The organism is Hartmannibacter diazotrophicus, from assembly GCF_900231165.1.
GTDB lineage: Bacteria > Pseudomonadota > Alphaproteobacteria > Rhizobiales > Pleomorphomonadaceae > Hartmannibacter > Hartmannibacter diazotrophicus.
The window spans coordinates 199392-222081 of sequence record NZ_LT960614.1 but is presented as its reverse complement, the minus strand read 5'-3'; the positions used below and the strand labels follow the sequence as shown (position 1 = coordinate 222081).

Here is a 22690-nt window from a genome sequence, read left to right as displayed (position 1 = left end):
CGAATTGAATTGTTGGAATGCCAGTGTTTTGGGCTTTGACGCAGCGCAAAAGACAAGCTAGAACCTCTTGAGATTTGAGCGGCTACGTTACGTTTACGTAAGCGTAATATGCCAATCCTGGAACGGGCGCCGGTCACGACGCCAGCCTTGCGAGGGGACTCCGGAACCCATGGCCGATCTTTCGCACAAGAGCGCACGGCCGCTCTCGCCCCACCTGCAGATCTATCGCCCGATGCTGACGATGATGATGTCCATCGTCCACCGCATCACCGGCGCGGCGCTCTACGTCGGCACGCTGCTGGTTGCCTGGTGGCTGATCGCCGCCGCCGTCGGGCCTGACTATTTCGCCCTCGTGGACGGCTTCTTCGGCTCCTTCTTCGGCCGGCTCATCCTCTTCGGCTACACGTGGGCGCTGATCCACCACATGCTCGGCGGCCTCAGGCATTTCATCTGGGACTTCGGCCATGGCTTCGGCCCGGAGGCGCGCGAACTGCTCGCCAAGGCCACCATCGCCGGCTCCGTCATCCTGACGATCCTTGTCTGGATCGTCGGCTATATCGCTCGGTGAGGACAGGCCCATGAAGGCAGATATCCGCACGCCGCTCGGCCGCGTCCGTGGCCTTGGCTCCGCCAAGGACGGCACGATGCACTTCTGGCACCAGCGGCTCACCGCCGTCGCCAACGTGCCGCTGCTCATCTATTTCGTGATCTTCGTGATCTCGGTGCAGGGCGGCGGTTACGACGCGCTCGTCTCGGCCCTGCATCACCCGCTCAACGCGATCGTCATGCTCCTCGTCGTGCTCTCCGGCGTCATTCACATGCGCCTCGGCATGCAGGTGATCATCGAGGACTACGTTCATTCGGAGGGTCTGAAGATCCTCGCCCTGATCGGCAACACCTTCTTTTCCGTCTTCGTCGGACTGGCGCTGGTGTTCTCGATCCTGAAGATCGGCTTCGGAGGCTAAGAACAATGGCAGCAGCCAGCATCGGCGCCGGCGCCAAGACCTTCAACGTCGGCGGTCGCGCCTACCCTTACGTCGACCACGCCTTCGACGTGGTGGTGGTGGGCGCGGGCGGCGCCGGCCTGCGCGCCACGCTCGGCATGGCCGAGCAGGGCCTGCGCACCGCCTGCATCACCAAGGTCTTCCCGACCCGCTCGCACACCGTCGCGGCGCAGGGCGGCATCGCCGCCTCGTTGCAGAACATGACGCCTGACTGCTGGCAGTGGCACATGTACGACACGGTGAAGGGGTCCGACTGGCTCGGCGACACCGACGCCATGGAGTATCTTGCCCGTGAGGCCCCGAAGGCGGTCTACGAACTGGAGCACTACGGCGTGCCCTTCTCGCGCACCGAGGACGGGCGCATCTACCAGCGCCCCTTCGGCGGCCACATGCAGAACTACGGCGAGGGCCCGCCCGTGCAGCGCACCTGCGCGGCCGCCGACCGGACCGGCCACGCCATCCTGCACACGCTCTACGGCCAGTCGCTGAAGAACAACGCGGAATTCTTCATCGAGTATTTCGCGCTCGATCTCATCATGTCGGACGACGGCGTCGTCCAGGGCGTGATGGCGTGGAACCTCGACGACGGCACCATCCACCGCTTCCGCGCCAAGATGGTCGTCATGGCGACCGGCGGCTACGGGCGCACCTATTTCTCTGCGACCTCCGCCCACACCTGCACCGGCGACGGCGGCGGCATGGTGGCCCGCGCGGGCCTGCCGCTGCAGGACATGGAGTTCGTGCAGTTCCACCCGACCGGCATCTACGGCTCGGGCTGCCTCATCACCGAAGGTGCGCGCGGCGAGGGCGGCTATCTCGTCAACTCCGAGGGCGAGCGCTTCATGGAGCGCTATGCCCCCTCGGCCAAGGACCTTGCCTCGCGCGACGTCGTCTCGCGCTGCATGACGATCGAGATCCGCGAGGGTCGCGGCGTCGGCAAGAACAAGGACCACATCTTCCTGCATCTCGACCACCTCGACCCGGCGCTTCTGCATGAGCGCCTGCCGGGCATTTCGGAGAGCGCGAAGATCTTCGCCGGCGTCGATGTCACCCGAGACCCGATCCCGGTGCTGCCGACCGTCCACTACAACATGGGCGGCATTCCGACGAACTACTGGGGCGAGGCGCTGAACCCGACGCCGGGCGATCCGAACCGCATCCAGCCCGGCCTGATGGCCGTCGGCGAGGCGGGCTGCGCTTCCGTGCACGGCGCCAACCGCCTCGGCTCCAACTCGCTGATCGACCTCGTCGTCTTCGGCCGCGCCGCGGCGATCCGCGCCGGCCAGATCATCGACCGCACGGCGACGGTGCCGGATGTCAGCGAGGCGTCCTGCGAAAAGATCATGGAGCGCTTCGACGCCACCCGCCATCTCAACGGCACGATCCCGACCGCGGATCTGCGCGACAAGATGCAGCGTGCGATGCAGGAAGACGCCGCCGTCTTCCGCACCCAGGAAAGCCTGGAGAGCGGCTGCAAGCGGCTCACCGAGATCTGGGGCGAGCAGAAGGACCTCAAGGTCTACGACCGCTCGCTGATCTGGAACACCGACCTCATCGAGACGCTGGAACTGCAGAACCTTCTCTGCAACGCGATCACGACGGTTTATGGCGCGGAGGCCCGCAAGGAAAGCCGCGGCGCCCATGCCCGCGAGGACTACAAGGACGGTCCGCTCGGCGGGCGCGACGACGAGAACTGGCGCAAGCACACGCTCTCGCGCGTTGCCGAGGACGGCACGGTCAGCCTCGACTACCGCCCGGTGATCCTGGAGCCGCTGACCACCTATCAGGAAGGCGGCATCGACCTGAAGAAGATCGCGCCCAAGGCGCGCGTCTACTGATGCCTGGAACAAGAGGCCGGAGCCGGCAGGACCGGCCCGCCTTGTAGGGATGTGAACGTTGCGAAGGGCGAACGCCACGCGGTCTGGACCCGGCCAATCCGGTCCGACGAGCCGCTGAGCAGCCCGACGACGATCAAGGGATGTAACGATGGTTGAGCTGGCTCTTCCGAAGAACTCGAAGATGACCGAAGGCAAGGTCTGGCCGAAGCCGGAAGGCGCGACCAACCTGCGCGAATACCGGATCTATCGCTGGAATCCGGACGACGAGGCGAACCCGCGCATCGACACCTATTTCGTCGATCTCGACGACTGCGGCCCGATGATCCTCGACGGTCTCATCTACATCAAGAACAAGATCGACCCGACGCTCGCCTTCCGCCGGTCCTGCCGCGAGGGCATCTGCGGCTCCTGCGCGATGAACATCGACGGCACCAACACGCTCGCCTGTACCAAGGGCATGGCGGATGTGTCGGATGGCGCGATCAAGATCTATCCGCTGCCGCATATGCCGGTGGTCAAGGACATCATTCCGGATCTGACCAACTTCTACGCCCAGCACCGCTCCATCGAGCCCTGGCTGAAGACGACGACGCCGGCCCCGGAGACCGAATGGCGCCAGAGCCACGGCGACCGCGAGAAGCTCGACGGCCTCTACGAGTGCATCCTGTGCGCCTGCTGTTCGACCTCCTGCCCGAGCTACTGGTGGAACGGCGACCGCTATCTCGGCCCGGCTGCCCTGCTGCAGGCCTACCGCTGGCTGATCGACTCCAGAGACGAGGCGACGGGCGAACGGCTCGACAATCTGGAAGACCCCTTCCGGCTCTATCGCTGCCACACGATCATGAACTGCTCCAAGGCCTGCCCGAAGGGTCTCAACCCGGCCAAGGCGATCGCCGAGATCAAGAAGATGATGGTCGAGCGGCGCATCTGATCCGGATCAGCCGCCAGACAGGAGCCCGCGCCGCGCCATGAGCCGTCTCGACAGTGTCATCCGGCGCCTTACGGCCCAGCGCGACATTCTCGACAGCCTCGCCGAAGCCCTGAAGGGCGTCCCCGGCCCCATCCTGGAACTGGGGCTCGGCAACGGGCGTACCTACGATCATCTGCGGGAGCTATTTCCCGGACGCCGGATCATCGCCTTCGACCGGCACGCGCATTCCTTTGCACAATCGACCCCCGATCCCGAGGATATGGTCCTCGGCGAAATCCGGGAGACGATCCGGGCCTTCGTCGGGTCGGACGCGGCCATGGCTCATGCCGACATCGGAACCGGCCACGACGACCTCGACGCGGAGACACTGACCTGGCTGCCCGATGCCATGGCCGGCGTGTTGCGGCCGGGCGGCCTTGCGGTCAGCGGACTGCCCCTCCCACACTCGCTTCTCGTCGAACTTCCCGTGCCCGCCGGCATTCCCGATGGGCGTTATTTCCTCTATCGCCGCGCCTGACGACCCGCCCTGCGCCTGTCGCCGCTCGCCGCTCGCCGCTCGCCGCAAGAGCACAACACCTGCCCGCATTATATCTTGACTCAAAAATTCATGTTATATACCGGTTGAGCATCTTCCAAGGACACTCAACCGGAGACGATCCCGTGACGCATGCCGCTCACGCCGACATAGAAGCTGCCACGCCCCGCCGCTCTACACGCGACCTCATCGCAACGGTGGAACGGCTGCGGCCGCAACTTACCGCCATTGCGCGGCGGCATGTCGGCTGCATGTTCCTGGCGGAAGACGTCGTCCAGGATGCTGCCCTGCGCGTCCTGATGGGCGAGGCGGCCGAGGAGATCGGCACGCCGGAAGCCTATCTCATGCGCATGGTCCGCAACCTCGCCATCGACCGGGCGCGCCGGCGCGGTTTCGAAACCCGCCTGTTCACGGGCGAGGACGAGGGCCTTGCCTGCGCGGCGTCCTGCGCGGCCTGCCCCGACAAGACGCTGGAAGGATGCGAAGCCTTGAAGGCGGTCGAGCGCGCGATCGCAGGCCTGCCGGAGACCGCGCGCACGGCCTTCACGCTGCACCGGATCGAGGGCGTTCCCCAGAAGGAGATCGCCAAGCGCCTCGGTCTGTCGCCCGCGCGCATCTGCGGCCTCGTGCGTCAGGCGCATGAGGCCTGCGACGAGGCTCTGGCCGCGACATCCTGACGGATTTCGTTTTCCCTGTTGCCCATCCGCCAATGTTTCCGGTCGCACCGCGCCCGCGCCCGCGTTATGGATAGCCGAATCACCCTCTGCCTCTTCCCGAAGGCGCGGCTTTTCATTGCGAGCAACGACAGACCCATGACCATCCGACTGCATGCCGGGGACCTGCCCCATCTCGACAACTACGGCGACGCGATCGCCATCGATACCGAGACGCTTGGGCTCAATCCGCACCGCGACCGCCTCTGCGTCGTCCAGCTTTCCCCCGGCGATGGCACGGCGGACGTCGTCCAGATCGCAAGGGGCCAGACGGAAGCCCCGAACCTCGTTCGCCTGCTCGCCGATCCGAAACGCGAGAAGATCTTCCATTTCGCCCGCTTCGACGTCGCCGTGCTGATGAAGACCTTCGGGGTGGTGACGAGCCCCGTCTTCTGCACCAAGATCGCCTCGAAGCTGACGCGCACCTATACCGACCGGCACGGCCTCAAGGACGTCACGCGCGAACTGCTCGGCATCGAGATCTCCAAACAGCAGCAAAGTTCCGACTGGGCCGCGCAGACGCTTTCGGAAGCGCAACTGCAATACGCGGCCTCGGACGTGCTCAACCTGCATGCGCTGCGCGAGCGGCTGGACTTCATGCTGACACGCGAAGACCGCCAGGAAATGGCAAAGGCCTGCTTCGACTTCCTGCCGACAAGGGCAAGACTCGATCTCGCCGGATGGGACGAGACGGATATCTTCGCCCACACATGAAAGTGACTTGAGGCTTCCCTTGCGGAGCGCAAGACTAATTTCAATATTTGATATTAGACTCGTATTGTTGACAGTCGCGGATATTATGCCGTGACGCGTTCCCAGACGGGACCGCAAGGCCTGCCGGACGCTCCTCAGCGGGGGGATCGGGCGGGCCGTTTGGTTTTGTGAAGCAGAGGACTGACGCCGTCTTCCCATGGCTCTGACAGATGTTCCTACCGAGCAGCGGATCGCCGATTTCGAACGCGCGATCCGGCACAGCCGCCGCGTTCGACGGCTGCGCTATCTGCTGCCCCTCCTGAGCCTCCTGGTGGCGGTTGGCGTCATCGGCGCCGGCATTGTCGCGCGCATCGACTTCAGTCTCGGCATCGGCAAGCTCGATATTTCGGCGAACGGCCTGAAGATGGACGCGCCGAAGCTTTCCGGCAGCGACGGCAAGGGGCGCACCTACGAGGTGACGGCCAAGAGCGCCTTGCAGGATTTCAGCAATCCCAAGGTGATCCAGCTCTTCGGAATCGAGGCGACGATCCATCAGGCCGACGGAAGCTGGGCGACCTTCGAAGCAGGAACCGGCGTCTATGATTCCGGGCAGGATACGCTGGATCTTCAAAAAGACATCCGCATCCGCACCAACGACAACAACACGGCCGACCTTTCGAAGGCCACGATCGACCTCAAGACCGGCATGGTGGACAGCGACGCGCCCGTGGACTTTTCGTCCGCGCTCGGCAGCGTTTCCGCCAAGACCATGTCCGTCGACCAGAAGGGCGGCGCCGTGCATTTCGGCAACGGCGTCAAGATGACCATCAATCCGAATGAGCTCAAGTCCGGCGACCCGATCAGTGGCATCACGACGGACACAGCGCCAGTCAAGGAAGGGAGTCCTGCAAATGCGGGGAACGACTGAATTTGCTCGCCTCCGGCTTCTGGCCGGCGTCCTGTTGTCGGTCCTCGTGGCCGCACCGTCGGCGGCATTCGCCGAAGACAGCAACGCCAAGGCAACCGCCACCATGTCCGACGCCTTTCAGGGGCTCGGCGTGGAGAGCAGCGACCCGATCCAGTTCGAGGCTGAATCCCTGGAGGTGCGGGAATCCGACAGCATGGCGATCTTCAGCGGCAACGTGATCGCCCGCCAGAACAAGACTGTCCTCAAGTCCCAGAAGCTCACCGTCTACTACCAGGGCCAGATGGGACAGGGCGCACAGAAGGTGAGCCGCATCCATGCCACGGGCAATGTCCTGGTCACCAGCGGACCGCAGACGGCGTCCGGCAACGAGGCCGTCTTCGACACCATCGGCCGCACCATCACCGTGACCGGAAATGTCGTCCTGACGCAGGGCCAGAACGTGATCCGCGGCCCCAAGCTGGTGATCGACATCGCCACGAGCCAGGCCACGATGGCGGGCGGCCGCGTCCAGATGCTGATCGAACCGAAGAGCCTGGAAAGCTCCGGCAAGACGAACTAGAGCGTCTCCGGTCTTCTCCGCACCGGGGAAATGCTTCGGCCTCCTGTCCAGATGCAAGTCCGGACGGGAACCAATTCCCGTCCTTCCCGGATTGACGGCAGGACGGCAGAACAGCCACACCCGGAAACAGCGTGAGCCGAAGGGCGGCAGGCGGCAGGCAGCGCGAAGGCTGGCCGCGATGCCTTGCTTTCGGGCCGGCGGCGCCCCATCTCACGGACGGAATTTGAGGAAACCGGCTGTCAGGCCGGTTTGTTCATCGGACGGCAAGCAATTTTCTGCATTTTATTCAATACTGCGGCAATCGCCGGGCAAGGGGCCGATGCCGCTTCGGATGGCGGATAGGTCCGTCCCGCGCCAAAAGGGCCGGGTTGACCGATCGGCGTCCACGCCGGGTCGCATGCGGCCCGGTCTGAGACAGAGAAACAGTTGGAGACAGCAGGTTGTGACGTCGTCTACGGCATCCATGACAACGGGCAAGACCGAGGCCCGCAGCGACAGCCCAGGCGACCTGGTCATCTCAAACCTTGCCAAGAGCTATCGCAAGCGCCAGGTGGTGCGGGACGTCAGCCTGTCCTTGCGGCGCGGCGAGGCCGTCGGTCTGCTCGGCCCCAACGGCGCCGGCAAGACGACCGTCTTCTACATGATCACCGGCATCATCCCCCCGGACAGAGGCCAGATCAGCCTCGACGGCCACGACATCACGCCCTTCCCGATGTACCGGCGCGCCCGGCTCGGCATCGGCTATCTGCCGCAGGAAGCCTCGATCTTCCGGGGCCTGACTGTTGCCGGCAACATTCGCGCCGTCCTCGAACTCGTCGAGCGCAAGCGCTCCGTGCGCGAGAGCGACCTTGAGGAACTGCTTTCGGAATTCTCGCTGACGCATCTGGCCGACCAGCCCGCGATCGCCCTGTCAGGCGGCGAGCGCCGGCGTGTCGAAATCGCGCGGGCACTTGCCAGCCGCCCCTCCTTCATGCTGCTCGACGAACCGTTTGCCGGCGTCGATCCCATCGCCGTGCGCGACATCCAGGAACTCGTCCGGCACCTGACAGCCCGTGGCATCGGCGTCCTCATCACCGACCATAACGTTCGGGAAACGCTGGGACTCATCGACCGCGCCTATATCCTCTACGGCGGCACGGTGCTGATCGAAGGCCGCCCCGACGACATCATCGCCGACCCCGACGCGCGGCGCGTTTACCTCGGCGAGCAATTTACTCTTTGACCTTTTCGTCTCGACAGTGCCATAAATTAGAAACGGAAAAGCAAGAAACGGACCATTTTCGGCACACGGGGCATCCATGGCGCTTTCGGCACGTCTAGAATTCAGACAAAGCCAATCTCTGGTGATGACCCCGCAGTTGATGCAGGCGATCAAGCTGCTTCAATTGTCGAACATGGATCTGCTCAGCTACGTTGACAGCGAACTGGAGCGCAACCCGCTTCTGGAGAGCTCCGAAGCGCAGGATTCGGCCGCGAACGAGCTCGACGACCGGGCCGAAATCGCAGCCAGCCCGGCCGCTGAATCCGCCGACTGGCTGACCACCGACGGTGCCCCCTCCGGGGAGAGCGTCAACAACGCCCTCGACACCGAAATCGACAATGTCTTTCCCGAGGACGGCCCGACGGAGCGCGGCACCGAACTCGACGCGGGCGCCCTTGCCGGCGAAAGCTGGTCGGGCGGCGGTTCGTCCAGCGGCGAGGACTACAATCTCGAGGCCTTCGTAGCCGGCGAGTTGTCGCTGCACGATCATCTTTCCGAGCAACTCGTGCTGGCCGTTGCCGATCCGATCCTGCGCCTGATCGGCCAGGACCTCATCGATGCCGTCGACGAGGCGGGTTACCTGCGCATCGAGGCCGACCAGGTCGCCGAGCGGCTGGGCGTGTCCGTCGATGTGATCGAACAGGTCGTCAGCATCCTTCAGTCCTTCGAGCCCGCCGGCATCTGCGCGCGCAATCTTGCCGAATGCCTCGCGCTGCAGCTCAAGGAAAAGAACCGCTTCGATCCGGCGATGGCGGCGCTGCTCGACAATATCGAGCTGCTTGCCCGGCGCGACCTTCCCCAGCTTCGCCGTCTGTGCAAGGTCGACGACGAGGATCTCACCGAAATGATCCACGAGATCCTCGCCCTCAATCCCAAGCCCGGCAATGCCTTCGGCCACACGGTCGTCCAGCCGGTGGTGCCGGATGTCATCGTCACGCCGGCCAGCGACGGCGGTTGGACTGTGGAGCTCAACAGCGAGACGCTGCCCCGCGTGCTGGTCAACCAGTCCTATTACGCGGCGGTCTCCAAGACGGCCCGGGACGACACGGAAAAGGCCTATCTGTCGGAGTGCCTGCAGACGGCCAACTGGCTGGTGAAGAGCCTCGACCAGCGCGCCCGGACCATCCTCAAGGTCTCCAGCGAGATCGTGCGCCAGCAGGATGCCTTCCTGACCTATGGCGTCGAGTATCTGAGGCCGTTGAACCTGCGCATGGTGGCCGAGGTCATCGGGATGCACGAATCGACGGTCAGCCGCGTCACGTCGAACAAATACATGGCAACGAGCCGGGGCATCTTCGAGCTGAAATACTTCTTCACCTCGTCGATCGCCTCGTCCGAGGGCGGGGATGCGCACAGCGCCGAGTCCGTGCGCCACAAGATCAAGCAGATGATCGACGCCGAGGACCCGAACGACATTCTCTCGGACGACGCCATCGTCAAGGCGCTCAAGGACTCCGGCGTCGACATCGCCCGCCGCACGGTGGCGAAATACCGCGAGGCGATGCGAATTGCCTCCTCGGTCCAGCGGCGGCGCCAGAAACAGGCCATGCTGGCCTGAGACGGGCGGGCATCGGAGCGTCCTGATTGGTGAACAAGGCGCTTTCGCCACAGAAACGCCAAGACGCTGTTAAGGCAAAGACAAGTCGGCTCAGGAACAATTCCGCGAAGCGCACCGACGACGAACAGGCCAAATGCCTGCTTTTCAAGGAGATTCTAGCGGCAAGGCGCCCCATGCGCCGCCCGACCGTAGAGCAAGGGCCATGAATTTGATCCATGCTATGGTATCGGCGGCTTCAGCGCTTTATCTCTAGTGAAGGACACCTCTCGCAATGGTCTCCTCGGGCCGGCAACGGCTTCGATAACAAACAACGCTAGTCGGGGGTTTCACCGATGAAACTGCGCATATCCGGAAAACAAGTCGACATTGGCCAGGCACTGCGCGAGCATATCGAAGCGCAGATGTCCGAGGCCTTGGGCAAATATTTCGATGGCGGCTACAACGGCAACGTTGTCGTAGAAAAGGAAGGCTCCGGATACACGACCGACTGCAACATCCATCTCGACACGGGCATCGTGCTGCAGTCGCACGGCCGCGCGCATGACGTCTATGCCGCGACGGACCAGGCGGCCGAACGCATCGGCAAGCGCCTGCGACGCTACAAGCGCAAGCTCAAGAGCCACGATCACGGCGAGGACAGGACCGACGCCATCGAGGCGCAGTCCTACGTGCTGGCCACCCCGGAAGACGACGACGAGATGCCCGACGATTTCGCGCCGGTCGTCGTCGCCGAGACCACCCAGCGCATCCGGACGGCCACCGTCGGCATGGCGGTGATGGAACTGGACTTGACCGGGCAGGTCGTCCTGGTGTTCAAGAATGCCGCTTCAGGGGCCATCAATGTGGTCTACCGTCGCCAGGATGGAAATATCGGGTGGGTAGATCCGTCATTGAATGAGATGCAGGCTTCCGGTTAGACTCGCTTCGTGCATAGAGTAGTCGCAGTGAGTCCTCTCCGAACCTGCTGGTTCTGACGAAACCAAGAAGCGGGCGCCGGCCCGGTCACCGAACTGACCGGGCGTGTGCCCGCGAGCGGGATATGCATCATGGATTTGAGCGACCTTCTGACGGTTGACGGAGTCCTTCCGCATCTGAAGGCGAACTCGAAGAAGCAAGCGCTGCAGGAGATGGCCGCCAAGGCCGCCGCTGTCACAGGACGGCCCGAGCGCGAAATTTTCGACACGTTGCTGCAGCGCGAGCGCCTGGGATCCACGGGCGTCGGGCACGGCGTTGCCATCCCCCACGGAAAGCTGGTCAATCTGGACAAGCTCGTCGGCGTCTTCGCGCGCCTCGACAAGCCGATCGACTTCGACGCGCTGGACGACGAGCCGGTCGACCTGATGTTCCTGCTGCTCGCGCCCGAATCGGCGGGCGCAGATCACCTGAAGGCGCTTGCCCGCATTGCCCGTGTCCTGCGCGATCCGGATATCGCGGGCAAGATGCGCTCCACAACGGACGCATCCAAGATCTACGAGCTCCTGACCCAGCCGATCGCCTCCAACGCGGCCTGACGGTCTCTCCAGAGCCAATTTCCCTACAAATGGCCGATGCCCTTTCGGGCCGAGACACAAAAAAAGGCGGCCCGCTCATCGCGGCCCGCCATTTGTCTGTAGTGCTCTCCCGCAGGAGCCCGGCTGCGCCTTCCGGCGCGATGCCTCAGTGCACGCTGACCGTCACCAGCTCATGCTTCATGGCGTTGGCGATCACGGCATCATGGTCGTCCGAGATCAGGATCGGCGTCCCGTCGGCCGACAACAGGGCCCACAGCGACAGGCCGGGAGCCAGGCGCGGCGCATTGGGGAAGGCCGCGCTGACGTCATCGGACGTCATCTGCCGGACATAGGCGACAACACCGTCGCCCAGCGCCGCGAAGACCTCGTCCGGCATCTTCCCAGCGTGATCATCGGTCAAATTCTCAACACGTTCACGATCAGACATGGTTCAACTCCTTTCCGGCATTGGCTTCGGAACCATCCGAATTTCGGCCTGATTCACACCAACCCGCACACGCGGAAACGGACACAGGGGATCGCCTTCTCCCCGGCAGCTTTCCGGCAATGATTCTTCAGGATAATCGCCGGGCTTGTGGATCAGCATGCGCCGAAGTGCTGAACAGGATCTTTCGAATTGCCTGTTCCTTGAAAGACGAACCACGTTCCCGCGGTCTTTCATCGTCCTTATTCAGATGGGACGCAGAGGGCCTTTCGGCAAGGCCTTGCCGTTCGAAAGCAACTGTCCGCCAACAACCAGGGAAAGTTCTATTCGACGGCGTTGATCTTGATCCTGCGCGTCTGCCGTTCCGGCTGAGGGCGGGTCAGATCGATCGACAAGAGGCCGTCACGCAGGTCCGCGCGAAGAATCTCGATGCCTTCGGCAAGAACGAAGCTGCGCTGGAACTGCCGTGCGGCAATTCCGCGATGCAGGTATTCGCGCTCCTTGTCGTCGACCTGACGGCCACGGATCAGGAGCTGGTTGTCCTCCACCGACACGTCGAGCTGGTCGCGCGTGAAGCCGGCCACCGCGAGCGTGATGCGGATGACCTCGCCGGTCGTCCCGGTCGCGGCAATGCGTTCGATGTTGTAGGGCGGATAGCCATCGTTGGTCGCCCGGGTCACCCGGTCGAGCGCACGCTCGATCTCGTCGAAGCCCAGAAGAAATGGACTGGAAAACGTCGTCATCCGTGTCATCGCCAAAGCCCCGCCTATCAGCGACCTTGAACAGCGGGCCCATAGCGGCACCCTTCGGCCATGAAGACCGCGACCTACATATGGCAATGCCTGGGTGCGCCTTCAAGATCGCGTGATGCGAGGACCGACCATGACTTGCCGGCCCGATCGGGCCTCTCCAGGCCACGGTGCCGAAAGAGGAAAAATTTTCTCACCCGCCGCCAGCGGAGAAAACGGATTGGCCGGCGAAAGGAGCAAGGGGCTGATGCAAAAGCTTTTCCGCGGCGGTTGTTGGGGCTAGTGTCTCAGCCTCGTTTTTGAGCCAGACGCCCTCCGGCTTCTTACGCCGGGATCGCTCTTGCGCCAGCTCAATCCATCACCGACATGGGCCATAACGCTATCAGGGAGAACAGGCGATGACGGCAAAGACCAAGGGCCGCGGCAAGATCTACGATTCCATCATCGACACGATCGGCGATACGCCGCTCGTGCGCCTCGACAAGATCGCCAAGGAGAAGGGCGTCGTCGCCAAACTCGTCGGCAAGCTCGAGTTCTTCAATCCGATCGCCTCGGTCAAGGACCGCATCGGCGTCGCGATGATCGAGGCGCTGGAAGCGGCCGGCAAGATCACCCCCGGCAAGTCCGTCCTCGTCGAGCCGACATCGGGTAATACCGGCATCGCGCTGGCCTTCGCGGCGGCGGCCAAGGGCTACCGCATGATCCTCGTCATGCCGGAATCGATGTCGCTGGAACGGCGCAAGATGCTGAAGCTGCTCGGCTCCGAGCTGGACCTTACGCCGGCCGCCAAGGGCATGAAGGGCGCCATCGCCCGGGCCGAGGAACTCGTCGCCGAAATTCCCGGCGCGGTCATGCCGCAGCAGTTCGAAAATCCGGCCAATCCGGAAATCCACCGCAACACCACGGCCGAGGAAATCTGGAACGACACCGACGGCGGCGTCGACGTGCTGATTTCCGGCATTGGCACCGGTGGCACCATCACCGGCGTCGGCCAGGTTCTGAAGGCCCGCAAGCCGGGCGTCCGCATCGTTGCCGTGGAGCCGGCCGACAGCCCGGTGCTTTCCGGCGGCAGCCCCTCGCCGCACAAGATCCAGGGCATCGGCGCCGGCTTCGTTCCGCCGATCCTCGACACCAAGGTCTATGACGAGGTCGTCACCGTCACCAATGACGAGGCCTTCGAATATGCCCGTCTCGCGGCGCGGCTGGAGGGTATCCCGGTCGGCATTTCGTCCGGCGGCGCCATCGCTGCGGCGGTCAAGGTCGGCAGCCGGCCGGAGATGGCGGGCAAGCTGATCGTCATCATCATCCCCTCCTTCGCCGAGCGCTACATGTCGACGGCGCTGTTCGAGGGGCTTGAGTAAGTCTCGCCGCTTGCCTCGCCGGCAAGCCAATCGCGAAGTATCCGCAGGGGGCGCTCGCCAAGAGCGCCCTTTCTGCACAGGAGGTAGTAGGCCTCGGGCCGCTGCACCGTCTTCTCGCCGATCACGACAAGCGTTCCGGCAGCCAGGCTTGCGCCGACCAGATTGAGATCGATCACCGCTGCGCCGAGGCCACCAAGCGTTGCCTCCAGCATCTGGCCGCGCGTCTCGAAGACCGTCACGCCACCGACCGGCGTCCGACCGGCTTCCTCCTCGGGGAGAAAGGCCACCCAGTCGTCCATGCGCGAGCGCGCCTTGAGCCTTGGCAGGCGCAGGGGATCGATCTCGCGCGGCGCGCTGCCGACCAGTGCGGGGCTGGCGACAATGCCCCAACGTTCCCGAAACAGCGGCATGACGTAAAGACCCGGCGCGTCCGGCGGGCGCGCGGTCCAGCGGATCGCGGCATCGAAGGGCTCGGCCGCCAGATCGACCGGTCGCGTGTCGGTCGAAATCAGGATATCGACATCCGGCATGCGCTGGCGCAGCGACTGCAGCCGCGGGATCAGCCAGAGCATTGCGAAGGAAGAGAGCGTGGAAAGGCGGATTGCAGTCCGTTGCGCGCGAAGCTCGCCCAGCGCATGCTCGATCGACTGGAAGGCCGGCTCCAGGCGCCGGACTAGTTGTGCCCCTTGAACCGACAGCCGCGCCCGGCGCCGATCCTCGAAGAGGACACCGCCCAGTTCGGCATCAAGGCTTGCGACCATATGCGAGACCGCCGATGGCGTAACGCCGAGCCGTTCGGCCGCGCCGGCATAGCTGCCACCGCGCGCCACCTCCAGAAGGACCCTCAGGGATTTGAGGCTTGGCCGTTCCAACATGAGATTTTCTCAATTTATCATCATCATCCTCATTAGGATTTCTCCAGAATTCCGTCAATAAGGGGGCATTGACGAGAACGAAAGGTCTTCCTCCATGAAATCGATGCATCTTGCAGCCGCACTCCTATTGTCGGTCGCACCGGCCCAAGCCGGCAGCTTGACGCTGATGAGCCCGACGGTGAAGGAAGGGGTCACGCTGCCGCTTGCCCAGGTCCTCGACGGCTTCGGATGCGAGGGAGAGAACCGCTCGCCGGCGCTCTCCTGGTCCGGCGCGCCAGACGGCACCAAGAGCTATGCCGTGACGCTCTACGATCCCGACGCACCGACCGGCAGCGGCTTCTGGCACTGGGTGCTCGTCGACCTGCCGCCAGCAACGGATCATCTCGACGAAGGCGCGGGGGCGGCCAGCGGCAAGGATCTTCCGGCCGGAGCGCGTCAGCTTCGCGACGATTTCGGCGTCAACGTCTATGGCGGGGCCTGTCCGCCTCCCGGCGACGGCATGCACCGCTACGTTTTCACGGTTCGCGCACTCGATGTGCCGTCGCTTCCCGTCCCCGACGATGCGTCGGGGGCTCTTGCCGGCTTCGTCCTCAACCAGCATACCTTGGCCTCGGCCAAGATCACCGCCGCCTATGCGCGGCCCTGACAGTCCTTTTTGGAACCGACGACCATGAAAAACCAGAATCAGTTGATCGACGCCCAATTCGGCGAGCGCGCCGCCGTCTATGTCACGAGCGCCGTGCATGCGGCCGGTGCTGACCTTGAGCGCATCGCGGCGGTTGCCGCCGAGGTCAGACCGGGGTTCGCCATCGATCTCGGAACGGGCGGCGGTCATGTCGCCTACGGGATCGCCCCCTTTTCGGGGACGGTCGTCGCCTGCGATCTCTCGTCGGAGATGCTCGCCGTCGTCGCCGAGACCGCGGCGGCGCGGGGGATTTCCAACATCGAGACGCGCGCCTGCGATGTCGCGGCGCTGCCGTTCGAGGATGCCTCGGCCGACTTCGTCGCCAGCCGCTTTTCGGCCCATCACTGGACCGACCTCGATGCAGCCCTTCGCGAGGCGCGGCGGGTTCTGAAGCCAGAGGCGAGAGCCGCATTCAGCGACACCATGGCGCCGTCCACACCGCTGTTCGACACGCACCTGCAGTCGATCGAGCTCCTGCGCGATCCCTCGCATGTGCGCAACCGCACGGTGGCGGAATGGGCCGCGTCGCTCGCCGCGGCGAAGCTGACTGTCCAGGCTGTCAGCACGGGCCGAATCCGGCTGGAGTTTTCGTCGTGGATCGCGCGGATGCGGACCGCCGAGAGCCACGTTGCGGCCATTCGCTCGCTTCAGGCGTCGGCTTCGAAGGAAGTGCGCGACTGGCTCGGCCTGGAGGCGGACGGCAGCTTTTGTCTCGATACGGCGGTGTTCGAAGTCGTCGCCGTCTAGAACGCAGATGGGCCTAGTGGCCGGTCGAGCCGAAGCCCCCTGCCCCGCGCGCCGTTTCGTCGAGGGTTTCCACCTCGACGAGGCGGCCTTGCGTGACGGGAGCGATCACCATCTGGGCGATGCGGCTGCCGCGCGTGACGACGAAAGGCTCGTCGCCGAGATTGATCAGGATGACCTTCACCTCGCCGCGATAGTCGGCGTCGACGGTGCCGGGCGTGTTCAGCACCGTGACGCCATTCTTCGCCGCAAGCCCTGAGCGCGGACGCACCTGCGCCTCGTATCCGGCCGGTAGGGCAATCGCGAGTCCGGTCGGCACCATCGCCCGTTTGCCGGGCGCAAGCGTCAGGTCGACGTCGACGGCCGCGAGAAGATCCATGCCAGCGGCGTGCTCGCTCTGATAGGATGGCAGGGCCAGATCCGCGCCGTGGGGCAGGCGGACGACGCGGATGTCGACATGGGCGGTCATTGGGGTATCAGCTCCAAATGCGTGAGATTGCTCGACCGGACGCCCGGCTCTTCACGTGTCCAGACGCGCGGCGATGACGCTCGCCAGACGCGCGGCGACCTCGTCCTTGGTCATCGTCGGCCAGTCCTCGACCGCGTCTTTCCCGACAAGGTGGACCGTGTTGGCATCGCCGCCGAAGACGCCGCTTTCCGGCGAGACATCGTTGGCGCAGATGAAGTCCGCGCCTTTCCGGCCAAGCTTGTCCTTGGCGTAGGAAATGACGTTGCCAGTCTCGGCGGCAAAGCCGATGACGAGCGACGGGCGCAGCGTCTCGTGGTGGCCGATCGTGGCGAGAATGTCCGGGTTCTCAGTGAGCGACAGGCTCGGCAGCTTGCCGCTGCCGTCCTTCTTCATCTTGGTCCCCGCCGCGTCGGCGACGCGCCAATCGGCGACCGCCGCCGCCATGACGGCAACGTCGACGGGAAGGCAGGCGAGGCTTGCCTCCAGCATCTCGCGCGCGCTTTCCACCTTCACCACGTTCACACCGGCCGGATCGACAATCGTCACCGGGCCGGAGACCAGCGTCACCTCGGCGCCGAGGCGCCGGAGGGCGGCCGCGATGGCGTGGCCCTGCTTGCCGGACGAACGGTTGGCAATATAGCGCACCGGATCGATCGGCTCATGGGTCGGGCCGGACGTGACCAGTGCCTTCTTCCCCGCAAGCGGTCCGGCGGTTTCCGCAAAGAAGGCCTCGATGGCAGCGAGGATCTCCATCGGCTCGGCAAGCCGCCCCGGGCCGCTCTCGCCGCGTTCGGCCATCGCCCCCGCGTTGGGTCCGACGAAGCGGATGCCATCGGTTTTCAGGCGCTCCGCATTGCGCCGGGTCGCCGGGTGGCCCCACATGCGCGGGTTCATCGCCGGGGCGACGAGCACGGGCTTGTCGGTCGCCAGAAGGCAGTTGGTCGCAAGGTCGTTGCAAAGGCCGTTCGCCATCTTCGCCAGAAGGTCGGCAGTGGCGGGCGCGACAACGAGGAGGTCGGCATCACGCGACAGGCGGATATGGCCGATGTCAGCCTCGGTCGTGAGATCGAAGAGGTCGGTGTGGACCGGCTCGCCCGTGAGTGCACCGACGGACAACTCGGTGACGAATTCCTTCGCGGCGCAAGTCATGACGGCGCGGACGGTCGCGCCGCGCTCCTTCAGCCGCCGGATCAGCTCCAGCACCTTATAGGCCGCGATACCGCCGCCGATGATCAGAAGAATGCGTTTTCCCGCAAGCATATGGCGTCATCCGCTCCCGTTCGCGGCGGACCCTAGCTTGAAACCCGGTCCGAAGCCAAGCGTCAGAGCTTGCGCAGCATGACCTGGTCGACCTGATGGCCGGAATCCTTGCGCAGGATGAGATCGGCGCGCGGACGGGTCGGCAGGATATTCTCGGAGAGATTGACGAGGTTGATGCGCTCCCAGAGACCGGTCGCGATCTTCACCGCCTCCGGCTCGGACACCTGCGCATAGCGCGCGAAGAAGGAGCGCGGATCGCGGAAGGCCGTCTCGCGCAGGCGCTTGAAGCGCTGGATGTACCAGGCGCGCAGATCCGCCTCCCCCGCATCGATATAGATGGAGAAATCGAAGAAGTCGGAGACGAAGGGAATGGCCTTGCCGTCCTTCGGCAGGCGGCTGGTCTGGAGAACGTTGAGGCCTTCGAGGATCAGAATGTCCGGCTGGTCGATGACGACCTCCTCGCCGGGCACGACGTCGTAGACGAGATGCGAATAGACCGGCGCGCGCACGGCCGGCTGACCGGCCTTGATGGCGGAGAGGAAGGCGAGCAGCGCCGGAAGGTCGTAGCTTTCCGGAAAGCCCTTGCGCTCCATCAGTCCCTCGGCCTGCAACACCGCGTTCGGCAGCAGGAAACCGTCGGTGGTGACGAGATCAACCTTCGGGCTCGACGGCCAGCGCGCCATCAGTGTCTTCAGGATGCGGGCGGTCGTCGACTTCCCGACCGCGACCGAGCCGGCCAGACCGATGATGAAGGGCATCTTCTGCGCCCGCATACCCAGAAACTTCTGGGTCGCCTGATGCAGGCCCTGCGTCGCCTCGACATAGAAGGACAGAAGACGGGACAGCGGCAGATAGATCATCTCGACCTCGGTCATCGAGACCGGGTCGTTGAGGCTCCTCAGGCGCTCCAGATCCGCCAGCGTCAGGGTCATGGGCATGCCCTGGCGCAGGTCGGCCCATTGCGCCTTGGAGTAGGTCAGATAGGGCGAGATATCCATTCCGCCGGCCATCATGGCGTTCAACTGATCCATCGGCGTCCTCCGCCGTTCGCAATCGCGTCAGCCGGCCGTGCGGGCCGCCTTTTCCTCAAGACCGCTCTGCCCGGTGCGCCGGGCAAGCTCGGCCTCGACCTCGGCGAGACTGACGTTCCCGACACGGAGAACCACCAGCAGATGATAGAGCAGATCGGCCGCTTCCTTGCAAAGCTCTTCCCGGTCGCCGGTGACCGCCGCGATCACCGTCTCGACCGCCTCCTCACCAAGCTTCTGGGCGCATTTTGCCTGGCCCTTGCCGATGAGTTTGACCGTATAGGAGCTTTCCGCGCCGGCAGTCGCCCGCGCGCCGATGATGGCCTCCAGATCGGCAAGTGAAAAGCTGGTCATAGGTCCAAGCCCGTGCAATCAACCCCAACACTGCCCGTTTCATGCCTTGCAGCCCAAGGCCCGAGCGGGCAGACCTATAGCCCGGATCGTGCCGGGATACTATAGCCGGCAAGGGTTTTCGGGCGTTCGGGCCGCTTGCCGGAGGTCAAAGAGCTTTTCCGCCAGAGCCACGACACCGCCACGCCTTCAACGCGGAAGCAGCGATCGTCAGCCGTCGAGCCGCATGTGCAGCCCGGCGGCCGCCATGTGCGCCTTGGCCTCGTGGATCGTGTAGGTACCGAAATGGAAGATCGAGGCGGCGAGCACCGCCGTCGCGTGGCCGTCCCGGATGCCTTCGACCAGATGATCGAGCGTGCCGACGCCACCGGAAGCGATCACCGGCACGTGGACCGCATCGGCGATCGTGCGGGTCAACTCGATGTCGAAGCCGATCCGCGTGCCGTCGCGGTCCATGGAGGTGACGAGCAGTTCGCCGGCGCCGAGCGCCACGACATCGCGGGCAAACTCGACCGCGTCGATGCCGGTCGGATTGCGGCCGCCGTGCGTGAAGATCTGCCAGCGCGGCGCCTCGCCCTCGCCCGACACCCGCTTGGCGTCAATCGAGACGACGATGCACTGGTCGCCGAACTTGTCGGCGGCGCGGCCGACGAAGCTCTTGTCCTTCACGGCGGCCGAGTTGATCGAGACCTTGTCGGCACCGGCGAGCAGCAGTGCCCGGATATCCTCCACCGAACGCACGCCGCCGCCGACCGTCACCGGCATGAAGCAGAGGTCGGCGGTGCGCTCGACGACATGAAGGAGCGTTCCCCGGTCCTCATGGCTCGCGGTGATGTCGAGGAAGCAGAGTTCGTCGGCGCCCGCCGCGTCATAGGCGGCGGCGGCCTCCACCGGATCACCGGCATCGATGAGGTCGACGAAGTTGACGCCCTTGACGACACGGCCGTCCTTGACGTCGAGGCAGGGGATCACGCGGGACTTGAGGGTCATGAAACGCTTTTCCAGTCATACGATGCCAGCATTCTTGTCACCTCAATCGTCATTCTTGACCGGCACATTTTGAGTGTCCATCGCGATTTCGACCTCACAAGCCGTAATCCAGCCATCGACACCGAAACAACCGTCCAAGGAAACTTTGACGAGAGGCGTCATCTCCCCCCACAAATTCCGGGTCTCTTTGCCGATCTGCAGCCCATTGATCACGTTTTGGTGGTTGAAACCATCGAGATTGAGATCGACAACACCACGCAGCATGAAATCAACAACAACATGCTTGTCGAGCTTCATGCGGCCGTCCTTATCAGTCACGCCCGTCGCTTGCCACGTATGAATTCGAATAAGACTGGGATCCGACCGCCTAAGGCAGATCTCCAGAATTTCCGCATCGTGAAAGCTGGGGGCCACACCAAACCAGGACACGAGTTCCGGACCGCCAGTCAAATCCATGAAGATGGCTGTGCGCTCTTCCATTTCAGAGCCCGTCCAAGGTCGCCAACGGCAACCTGTCCTCCTGCCGGATCAAGCTGGACGCAAATCCCAAAAGACGTCTGTCGAGTTGTCTGGCGTCGCGGGACTTCAGCATCTTTTCCGCAATCTCGTTGGTCGAGCGACATATGGGCAGACGGGCAGCAGGCGCAAGGTTCCTTGCTGCGCCGCCGCCCATCCAGCCGCGATCAGATTTCGCCCTTGAGGCCGCGCTCGAAGTATTTGTGGACGATCTTTTCCTGGTTTTCCAGAAGCCAGTCAATCGACGGCTCGAAGGTCATGGCCTTGCGGATCGCGAGCGTCGTTGCCTTGCGGTGGATGTCGAAGAGGACCTGGTGATCGAGATCGTCGATCTCCGCGACCTGCGGATTGAGCCAGACCGAGACGATGATGCCGAGATCGTTGGCCTTGTCCTTCGGGATGTCGCCGGAGCGGACCGCATCGAGGACGCCCATCGAGGTGGCATACTGCACCGTGCCCATGAGGATGTTGGTGTAGCGTGCGTTGTCGACGGTGACCTTGGAGACGCAGATGGTCGGCGGACGGACCATGATGTCCGTGTTCATCAGCGACAGGACGCGGCTGTGGCCCTTCACCTGATCGCCGAGAAGCGTGGCGAAGGCCGTGCCCATCGGCCCGTCCATCTCGCCGATGGCGACTTCCGGCTCGGCCGCGGTTCCGGGAGGACCGCCGGCCACCAGCGCCTCGCCAATTCGCATGATGATCCGATCGCTCATGTGTCGTCTCCTGTCGGTCTGGTGTTTGAGGGTGAAAAGGTCCGCGGGCGAGCCGCTGCGGTGTCCGGAAGGCTGCGAGCCCGAGGTCCGGCGCAGGCCCGAATGGCAAGCCGGTCCCGACGTTCCTAGCTTGCTCTAGCCGACTCCCATGTCAGTTCGGCACTCTATCGGCCCATCGGGACGATAGGCCACGCCTCCGAGCGACCGGCACCCCGAGGCTCCGGCAGATCAGCCGGCCTCGGACGCGGCGATCTTGGCGAGGGCCACAATCGGATCGAGCCGGCCATCGTAGAGAGCGCGGCCCGAAATCGCGCCGTCGAGGATCGCGCAATCGGGCTCCATGAGCCGGTCGATGTCGTCCATGGAGGCAAGGCCGCCCGAGGCAATCACCGGGATGCCGACCGCATGGGCAAGTTCGAGAGTCGAGGGAATGTTGAGGCCCTTGAGGATGCCGTCGCGGTCGATGTCCGTATAGATGATCGCGGCGACGCCCGCGTCCTCGAATTTCCTGGCCAGATCCACGGCGGTGAGCTCGGAGGCCTCGGCCCAGCCCTCAACGGCCACCCTGCCACCGCGGGCGTCGATGCCGACGGCGACCTTGCCGGGAAAAGCACGGGCAGCGGCCTTCACGAGGCCCGGATCGCGCACGGCGATCGTGCCGAGGATCACCCGCGAGACGCCCTTCTTCAACCAGGCCTCGATGGCCTCCATCGTGCGGATGCCGCCGCCAAGCTGCACCTTCATCGGGGTTGCGGCCAGAATGGCGTCGATTGCTTCGCCATTGCGGCTTGCGCCGGCGAAGGCGCCATCGAGATCGACCACATGCAGCCATTCAAACCCCATCGCCGCGAAGGCGCCGGCCTGGGCGGCCGGGTCCTCGTTGTAGACGGTGGCCTCGTTCATGTCGCCGAGCTTGAGGCGCACGCACTGGCCGGCCTTGAGGTCGATGGCAGGGTAAAGGATCATGTCGGTCTCGGCTGTCGTTTGTTCT

27 protein-coding genes are annotated in these 22690 nt (G+C 64.3%); 16 read left to right on the top strand and 11 right to left on the bottom strand.

The window, feature by feature from the left end:
* Positions 1 to 169 precede the first annotated feature (169 nt).
* From sdhC to ptsN, 13 genes are all read left to right on the top strand, one after another.
* A complete protein-coding gene (gene sdhC / locus HDIA_RS00985) occupies positions 170 to 568 on the top strand; it encodes a succinate dehydrogenase, cytochrome b556 subunit (RefSeq protein WP_099553551.1) in 399 nt (132 codons plus the stop codon).
* Between the two features lie 10 nt (positions 569 to 578).
* Positions 579 to 965, top strand: coding sequence for a succinate dehydrogenase, hydrophobic membrane anchor protein (sdhD, locus tag HDIA_RS00980; RefSeq protein ID WP_099553549.1), 387 nt, complete (start codon positions 579 to 581; stop codon positions 963 to 965).
* A 5-nt stretch (positions 966 to 970) separates the two neighbouring features.
* Complete coding sequence (sdhA, locus tag HDIA_RS00975) at positions 971 to 2842, top strand: succinate dehydrogenase flavoprotein subunit (RefSeq protein WP_099553547.1); 1872 nt, start codon at positions 971 to 973, stop codon at positions 2840 to 2842.
* 148 nt (positions 2843 to 2990) lie between these two features.
* Entirely contained in the window at positions 2991 to 3773 is a 783-nt protein-coding gene (locus HDIA_RS00970) for a succinate dehydrogenase iron-sulfur subunit (protein WP_099553545.1), read from the top strand.
* 37 nt (positions 3774 to 3810) lie between these two features.
* Complete coding sequence (locus HDIA_RS00965) at positions 3811 to 4290, top strand: class I SAM-dependent methyltransferase (protein WP_099553543.1); 480 nt, start codon at positions 3811 to 3813, stop codon at positions 4288 to 4290.
* 143 nt (positions 4291 to 4433) lie between these two features.
* A complete protein-coding gene (locus HDIA_RS00960) occupies positions 4434 to 4985 on the top strand; it encodes a sigma-70 family RNA polymerase sigma factor (protein WP_157775127.1) in 552 nt (183 codons plus the stop codon).
* Between the two features lie 135 nt (positions 4986 to 5120).
* Positions 5121 to 5735 carry a ribonuclease D gene (locus HDIA_RS00955; RefSeq protein ID WP_099558628.1) on the top strand — a complete coding sequence of 205 codons (615 nt, stop codon included), beginning with the start codon at positions 5121 to 5123 and terminating at the stop codon, positions 5733 to 5735.
* A gap of 196 nt (positions 5736 to 5931) precedes the next feature.
* A complete protein-coding gene (gene lptC, locus HDIA_RS00950; protein ID WP_099553539.1) occupies positions 5932 to 6642 on the top strand; it encodes an LPS export ABC transporter periplasmic protein LptC in 711 nt (236 codons plus the stop codon).
* Positions 6626 to 7201 carry an LptA/OstA family protein gene (locus tag HDIA_RS00945; protein WP_157775124.1) on the top strand — a complete coding sequence of 192 codons (576 nt, stop codon included), beginning with the start codon at positions 6626 to 6628 and terminating at the stop codon, positions 7199 to 7201. The genes lptC and HDIA_RS00945 overlap by 17 nt, the downstream gene beginning before the upstream one ends.
* A 463-nt stretch (positions 7202 to 7664) precedes the next feature.
* The gene (gene lptB / locus HDIA_RS00940; protein ID WP_245884329.1) at positions 7665 to 8423 is read left to right on the top strand and encodes an LPS export ABC transporter ATP-binding protein; all 759 of its coding nucleotides are present in this window, start codon (positions 7665 to 7667) and stop codon (positions 8421 to 8423) included.
* Between the two features lie 76 nt (positions 8424 to 8499).
* On the top strand, positions 8500 to 10020 hold the full coding sequence (rpoN, locus tag HDIA_RS00935) for an RNA polymerase factor sigma-54 (RefSeq protein WP_099553534.1): 1521 nt from the start codon (positions 8500 to 8502) through the stop codon (positions 10018 to 10020).
* A gap of 332 nt (positions 10021 to 10352) precedes the next feature.
* On the top strand, positions 10353 to 10937 hold the full coding sequence (gene hpf, locus HDIA_RS00930) for a ribosome hibernation-promoting factor, HPF/YfiA family (RefSeq protein ID WP_099553532.1): 585 nt from the start codon (positions 10353 to 10355) through the stop codon (positions 10935 to 10937).
* A 129-nt stretch (positions 10938 to 11066) separates the two neighbouring features.
* Entirely contained in the window at positions 11067 to 11531 is a 465-nt protein-coding gene (gene ptsN, locus HDIA_RS00925) for a PTS IIA-like nitrogen regulatory protein PtsN (protein WP_099553530.1), read from the top strand.
* 145 nt (positions 11532 to 11676) lie between these two features.
* Here the strand turns inward: ptsN and HDIA_RS00920 are convergent, their stop codons facing one another.
* A complete protein-coding gene (locus tag HDIA_RS00920; RefSeq protein WP_425432916.1) occupies positions 11677 to 11958 on the bottom strand; it encodes a BQ00720 family protein in 282 nt (93 codons plus the stop codon).
* Between the two features lie 320 nt (positions 11959 to 12278).
* Entirely contained in the window at positions 12279 to 12707 is a 429-nt protein-coding gene (locus tag HDIA_RS00915; protein WP_099558627.1) for an Hsp20 family protein, read from the bottom strand.
* 395 nt (positions 12708 to 13102) lie between these two features.
* Between HDIA_RS00915 and cysK the strand changes: the two genes are divergently transcribed.
* A complete protein-coding gene (gene cysK, locus HDIA_RS00910; protein WP_099553525.1) occupies positions 13103 to 14065 on the top strand; it encodes a cysteine synthase A in 963 nt (320 codons plus the stop codon).
* Here the strand turns inward: cysK and HDIA_RS00905 are convergent.
* Positions 14029 to 14940, bottom strand: coding sequence for a LysR substrate-binding domain-containing protein (locus HDIA_RS00905; RefSeq protein ID WP_099553523.1), 912 nt, complete (start codon positions 14938 to 14940; stop codon positions 14029 to 14031). The two genes, cysK and HDIA_RS00905, sit on opposite strands and share 37 nt — an antisense overlap.
* A 94-nt stretch (positions 14941 to 15034) precedes the next feature.
* Here HDIA_RS00905 and HDIA_RS00900 point away from each other — a divergent pair, with 94 nt between their 5' ends.
* A complete protein-coding gene (locus HDIA_RS00900; RefSeq protein ID WP_099553521.1) occupies positions 15035 to 15586 on the top strand; it encodes a YbhB/YbcL family Raf kinase inhibitor-like protein in 552 nt (183 codons plus the stop codon).
* Positions 15587 to 15610: 24 nt separating this feature from the next.
* Positions 15611 to 16372, top strand: coding sequence for a class I SAM-dependent methyltransferase (locus tag HDIA_RS00895; RefSeq protein WP_099553520.1), 762 nt, complete (start codon positions 15611 to 15613; stop codon positions 16370 to 16372).
* 13 nt (positions 16373 to 16385) lie between these two features.
* Here the strand turns inward: HDIA_RS00895 and dut are convergent, their stop codons facing one another.
* The 8 genes from dut to hisA all read right to left on the bottom strand — a co-directional run bounded on the left by dut (position 16386) and on the right by hisA (position 22665).
* Positions 16386 to 16838 carry a dUTP diphosphatase gene (gene dut / locus HDIA_RS00890; protein WP_099553519.1) on the bottom strand — a complete coding sequence of 151 codons (453 nt, stop codon included), beginning with the start codon at positions 16836 to 16838 and terminating at the stop codon, positions 16386 to 16388.
* Positions 16839 to 16889: 51 nt separating this feature from the next.
* Positions 16890 to 18098, bottom strand: a complete 1209-nt coding sequence (gene coaBC, locus HDIA_RS00885; protein ID WP_099553517.1) for a bifunctional phosphopantothenoylcysteine decarboxylase/phosphopantothenate--cysteine ligase CoaBC — start codon at positions 18096 to 18098, stop codon at positions 16890 to 16892.
* 62 nt (positions 18099 to 18160) lie between these two features.
* The gene (coaA, locus tag HDIA_RS00880; protein WP_099553515.1) at positions 18161 to 19129 is read right to left on the bottom strand and encodes a type I pantothenate kinase; all 969 of its coding nucleotides are present in this window, start codon (positions 19127 to 19129) and stop codon (positions 18161 to 18163) included.
* A 27-nt stretch (positions 19130 to 19156) separates the two neighbouring features.
* Positions 19157 to 19480, bottom strand: a complete 324-nt coding sequence (locus tag HDIA_RS00875; protein WP_099553514.1) for a phosphoribosyl-ATP diphosphatase — start codon at positions 19478 to 19480, stop codon at positions 19157 to 19159.
* Positions 19481 to 19687: 207 nt separating this feature from the next.
* The gene (gene hisF / locus HDIA_RS00870; protein ID WP_099553512.1) at positions 19688 to 20467 is read right to left on the bottom strand and encodes an imidazole glycerol phosphate synthase subunit HisF; all 780 of its coding nucleotides are present in this window, start codon (positions 20465 to 20467) and stop codon (positions 19688 to 19690) included.
* A gap of 42 nt (positions 20468 to 20509) precedes the next feature.
* Positions 20510 to 20947: an Imm50 family immunity protein gene (locus HDIA_RS00865; RefSeq protein WP_099553510.1), complete on the bottom strand. Its 438-nt coding sequence runs from the start codon at positions 20945 to 20947 to the stop codon at positions 20510 to 20512.
* A 203-nt stretch (positions 20948 to 21150) separates the two neighbouring features.
* Positions 21151 to 21699, bottom strand: a complete 549-nt coding sequence (locus tag HDIA_RS00860) for a formaldehyde-activating enzyme (protein ID WP_099553508.1) — start codon at positions 21697 to 21699, stop codon at positions 21151 to 21153.
* 228 nt (positions 21700 to 21927) lie between these two features.
* Positions 21928 to 22665 carry a 1-(5-phosphoribosyl)-5-[(5-phosphoribosylamino)methylideneamino]imidazole-4-carboxamide isomerase gene (hisA, locus tag HDIA_RS00855; protein WP_099553506.1) on the bottom strand — a complete coding sequence of 246 codons (738 nt, stop codon included), beginning with the start codon at positions 22663 to 22665 and terminating at the stop codon, positions 21928 to 21930.
* Between the last annotated feature and the right edge of the window lie 25 nt (positions 22666 to 22690).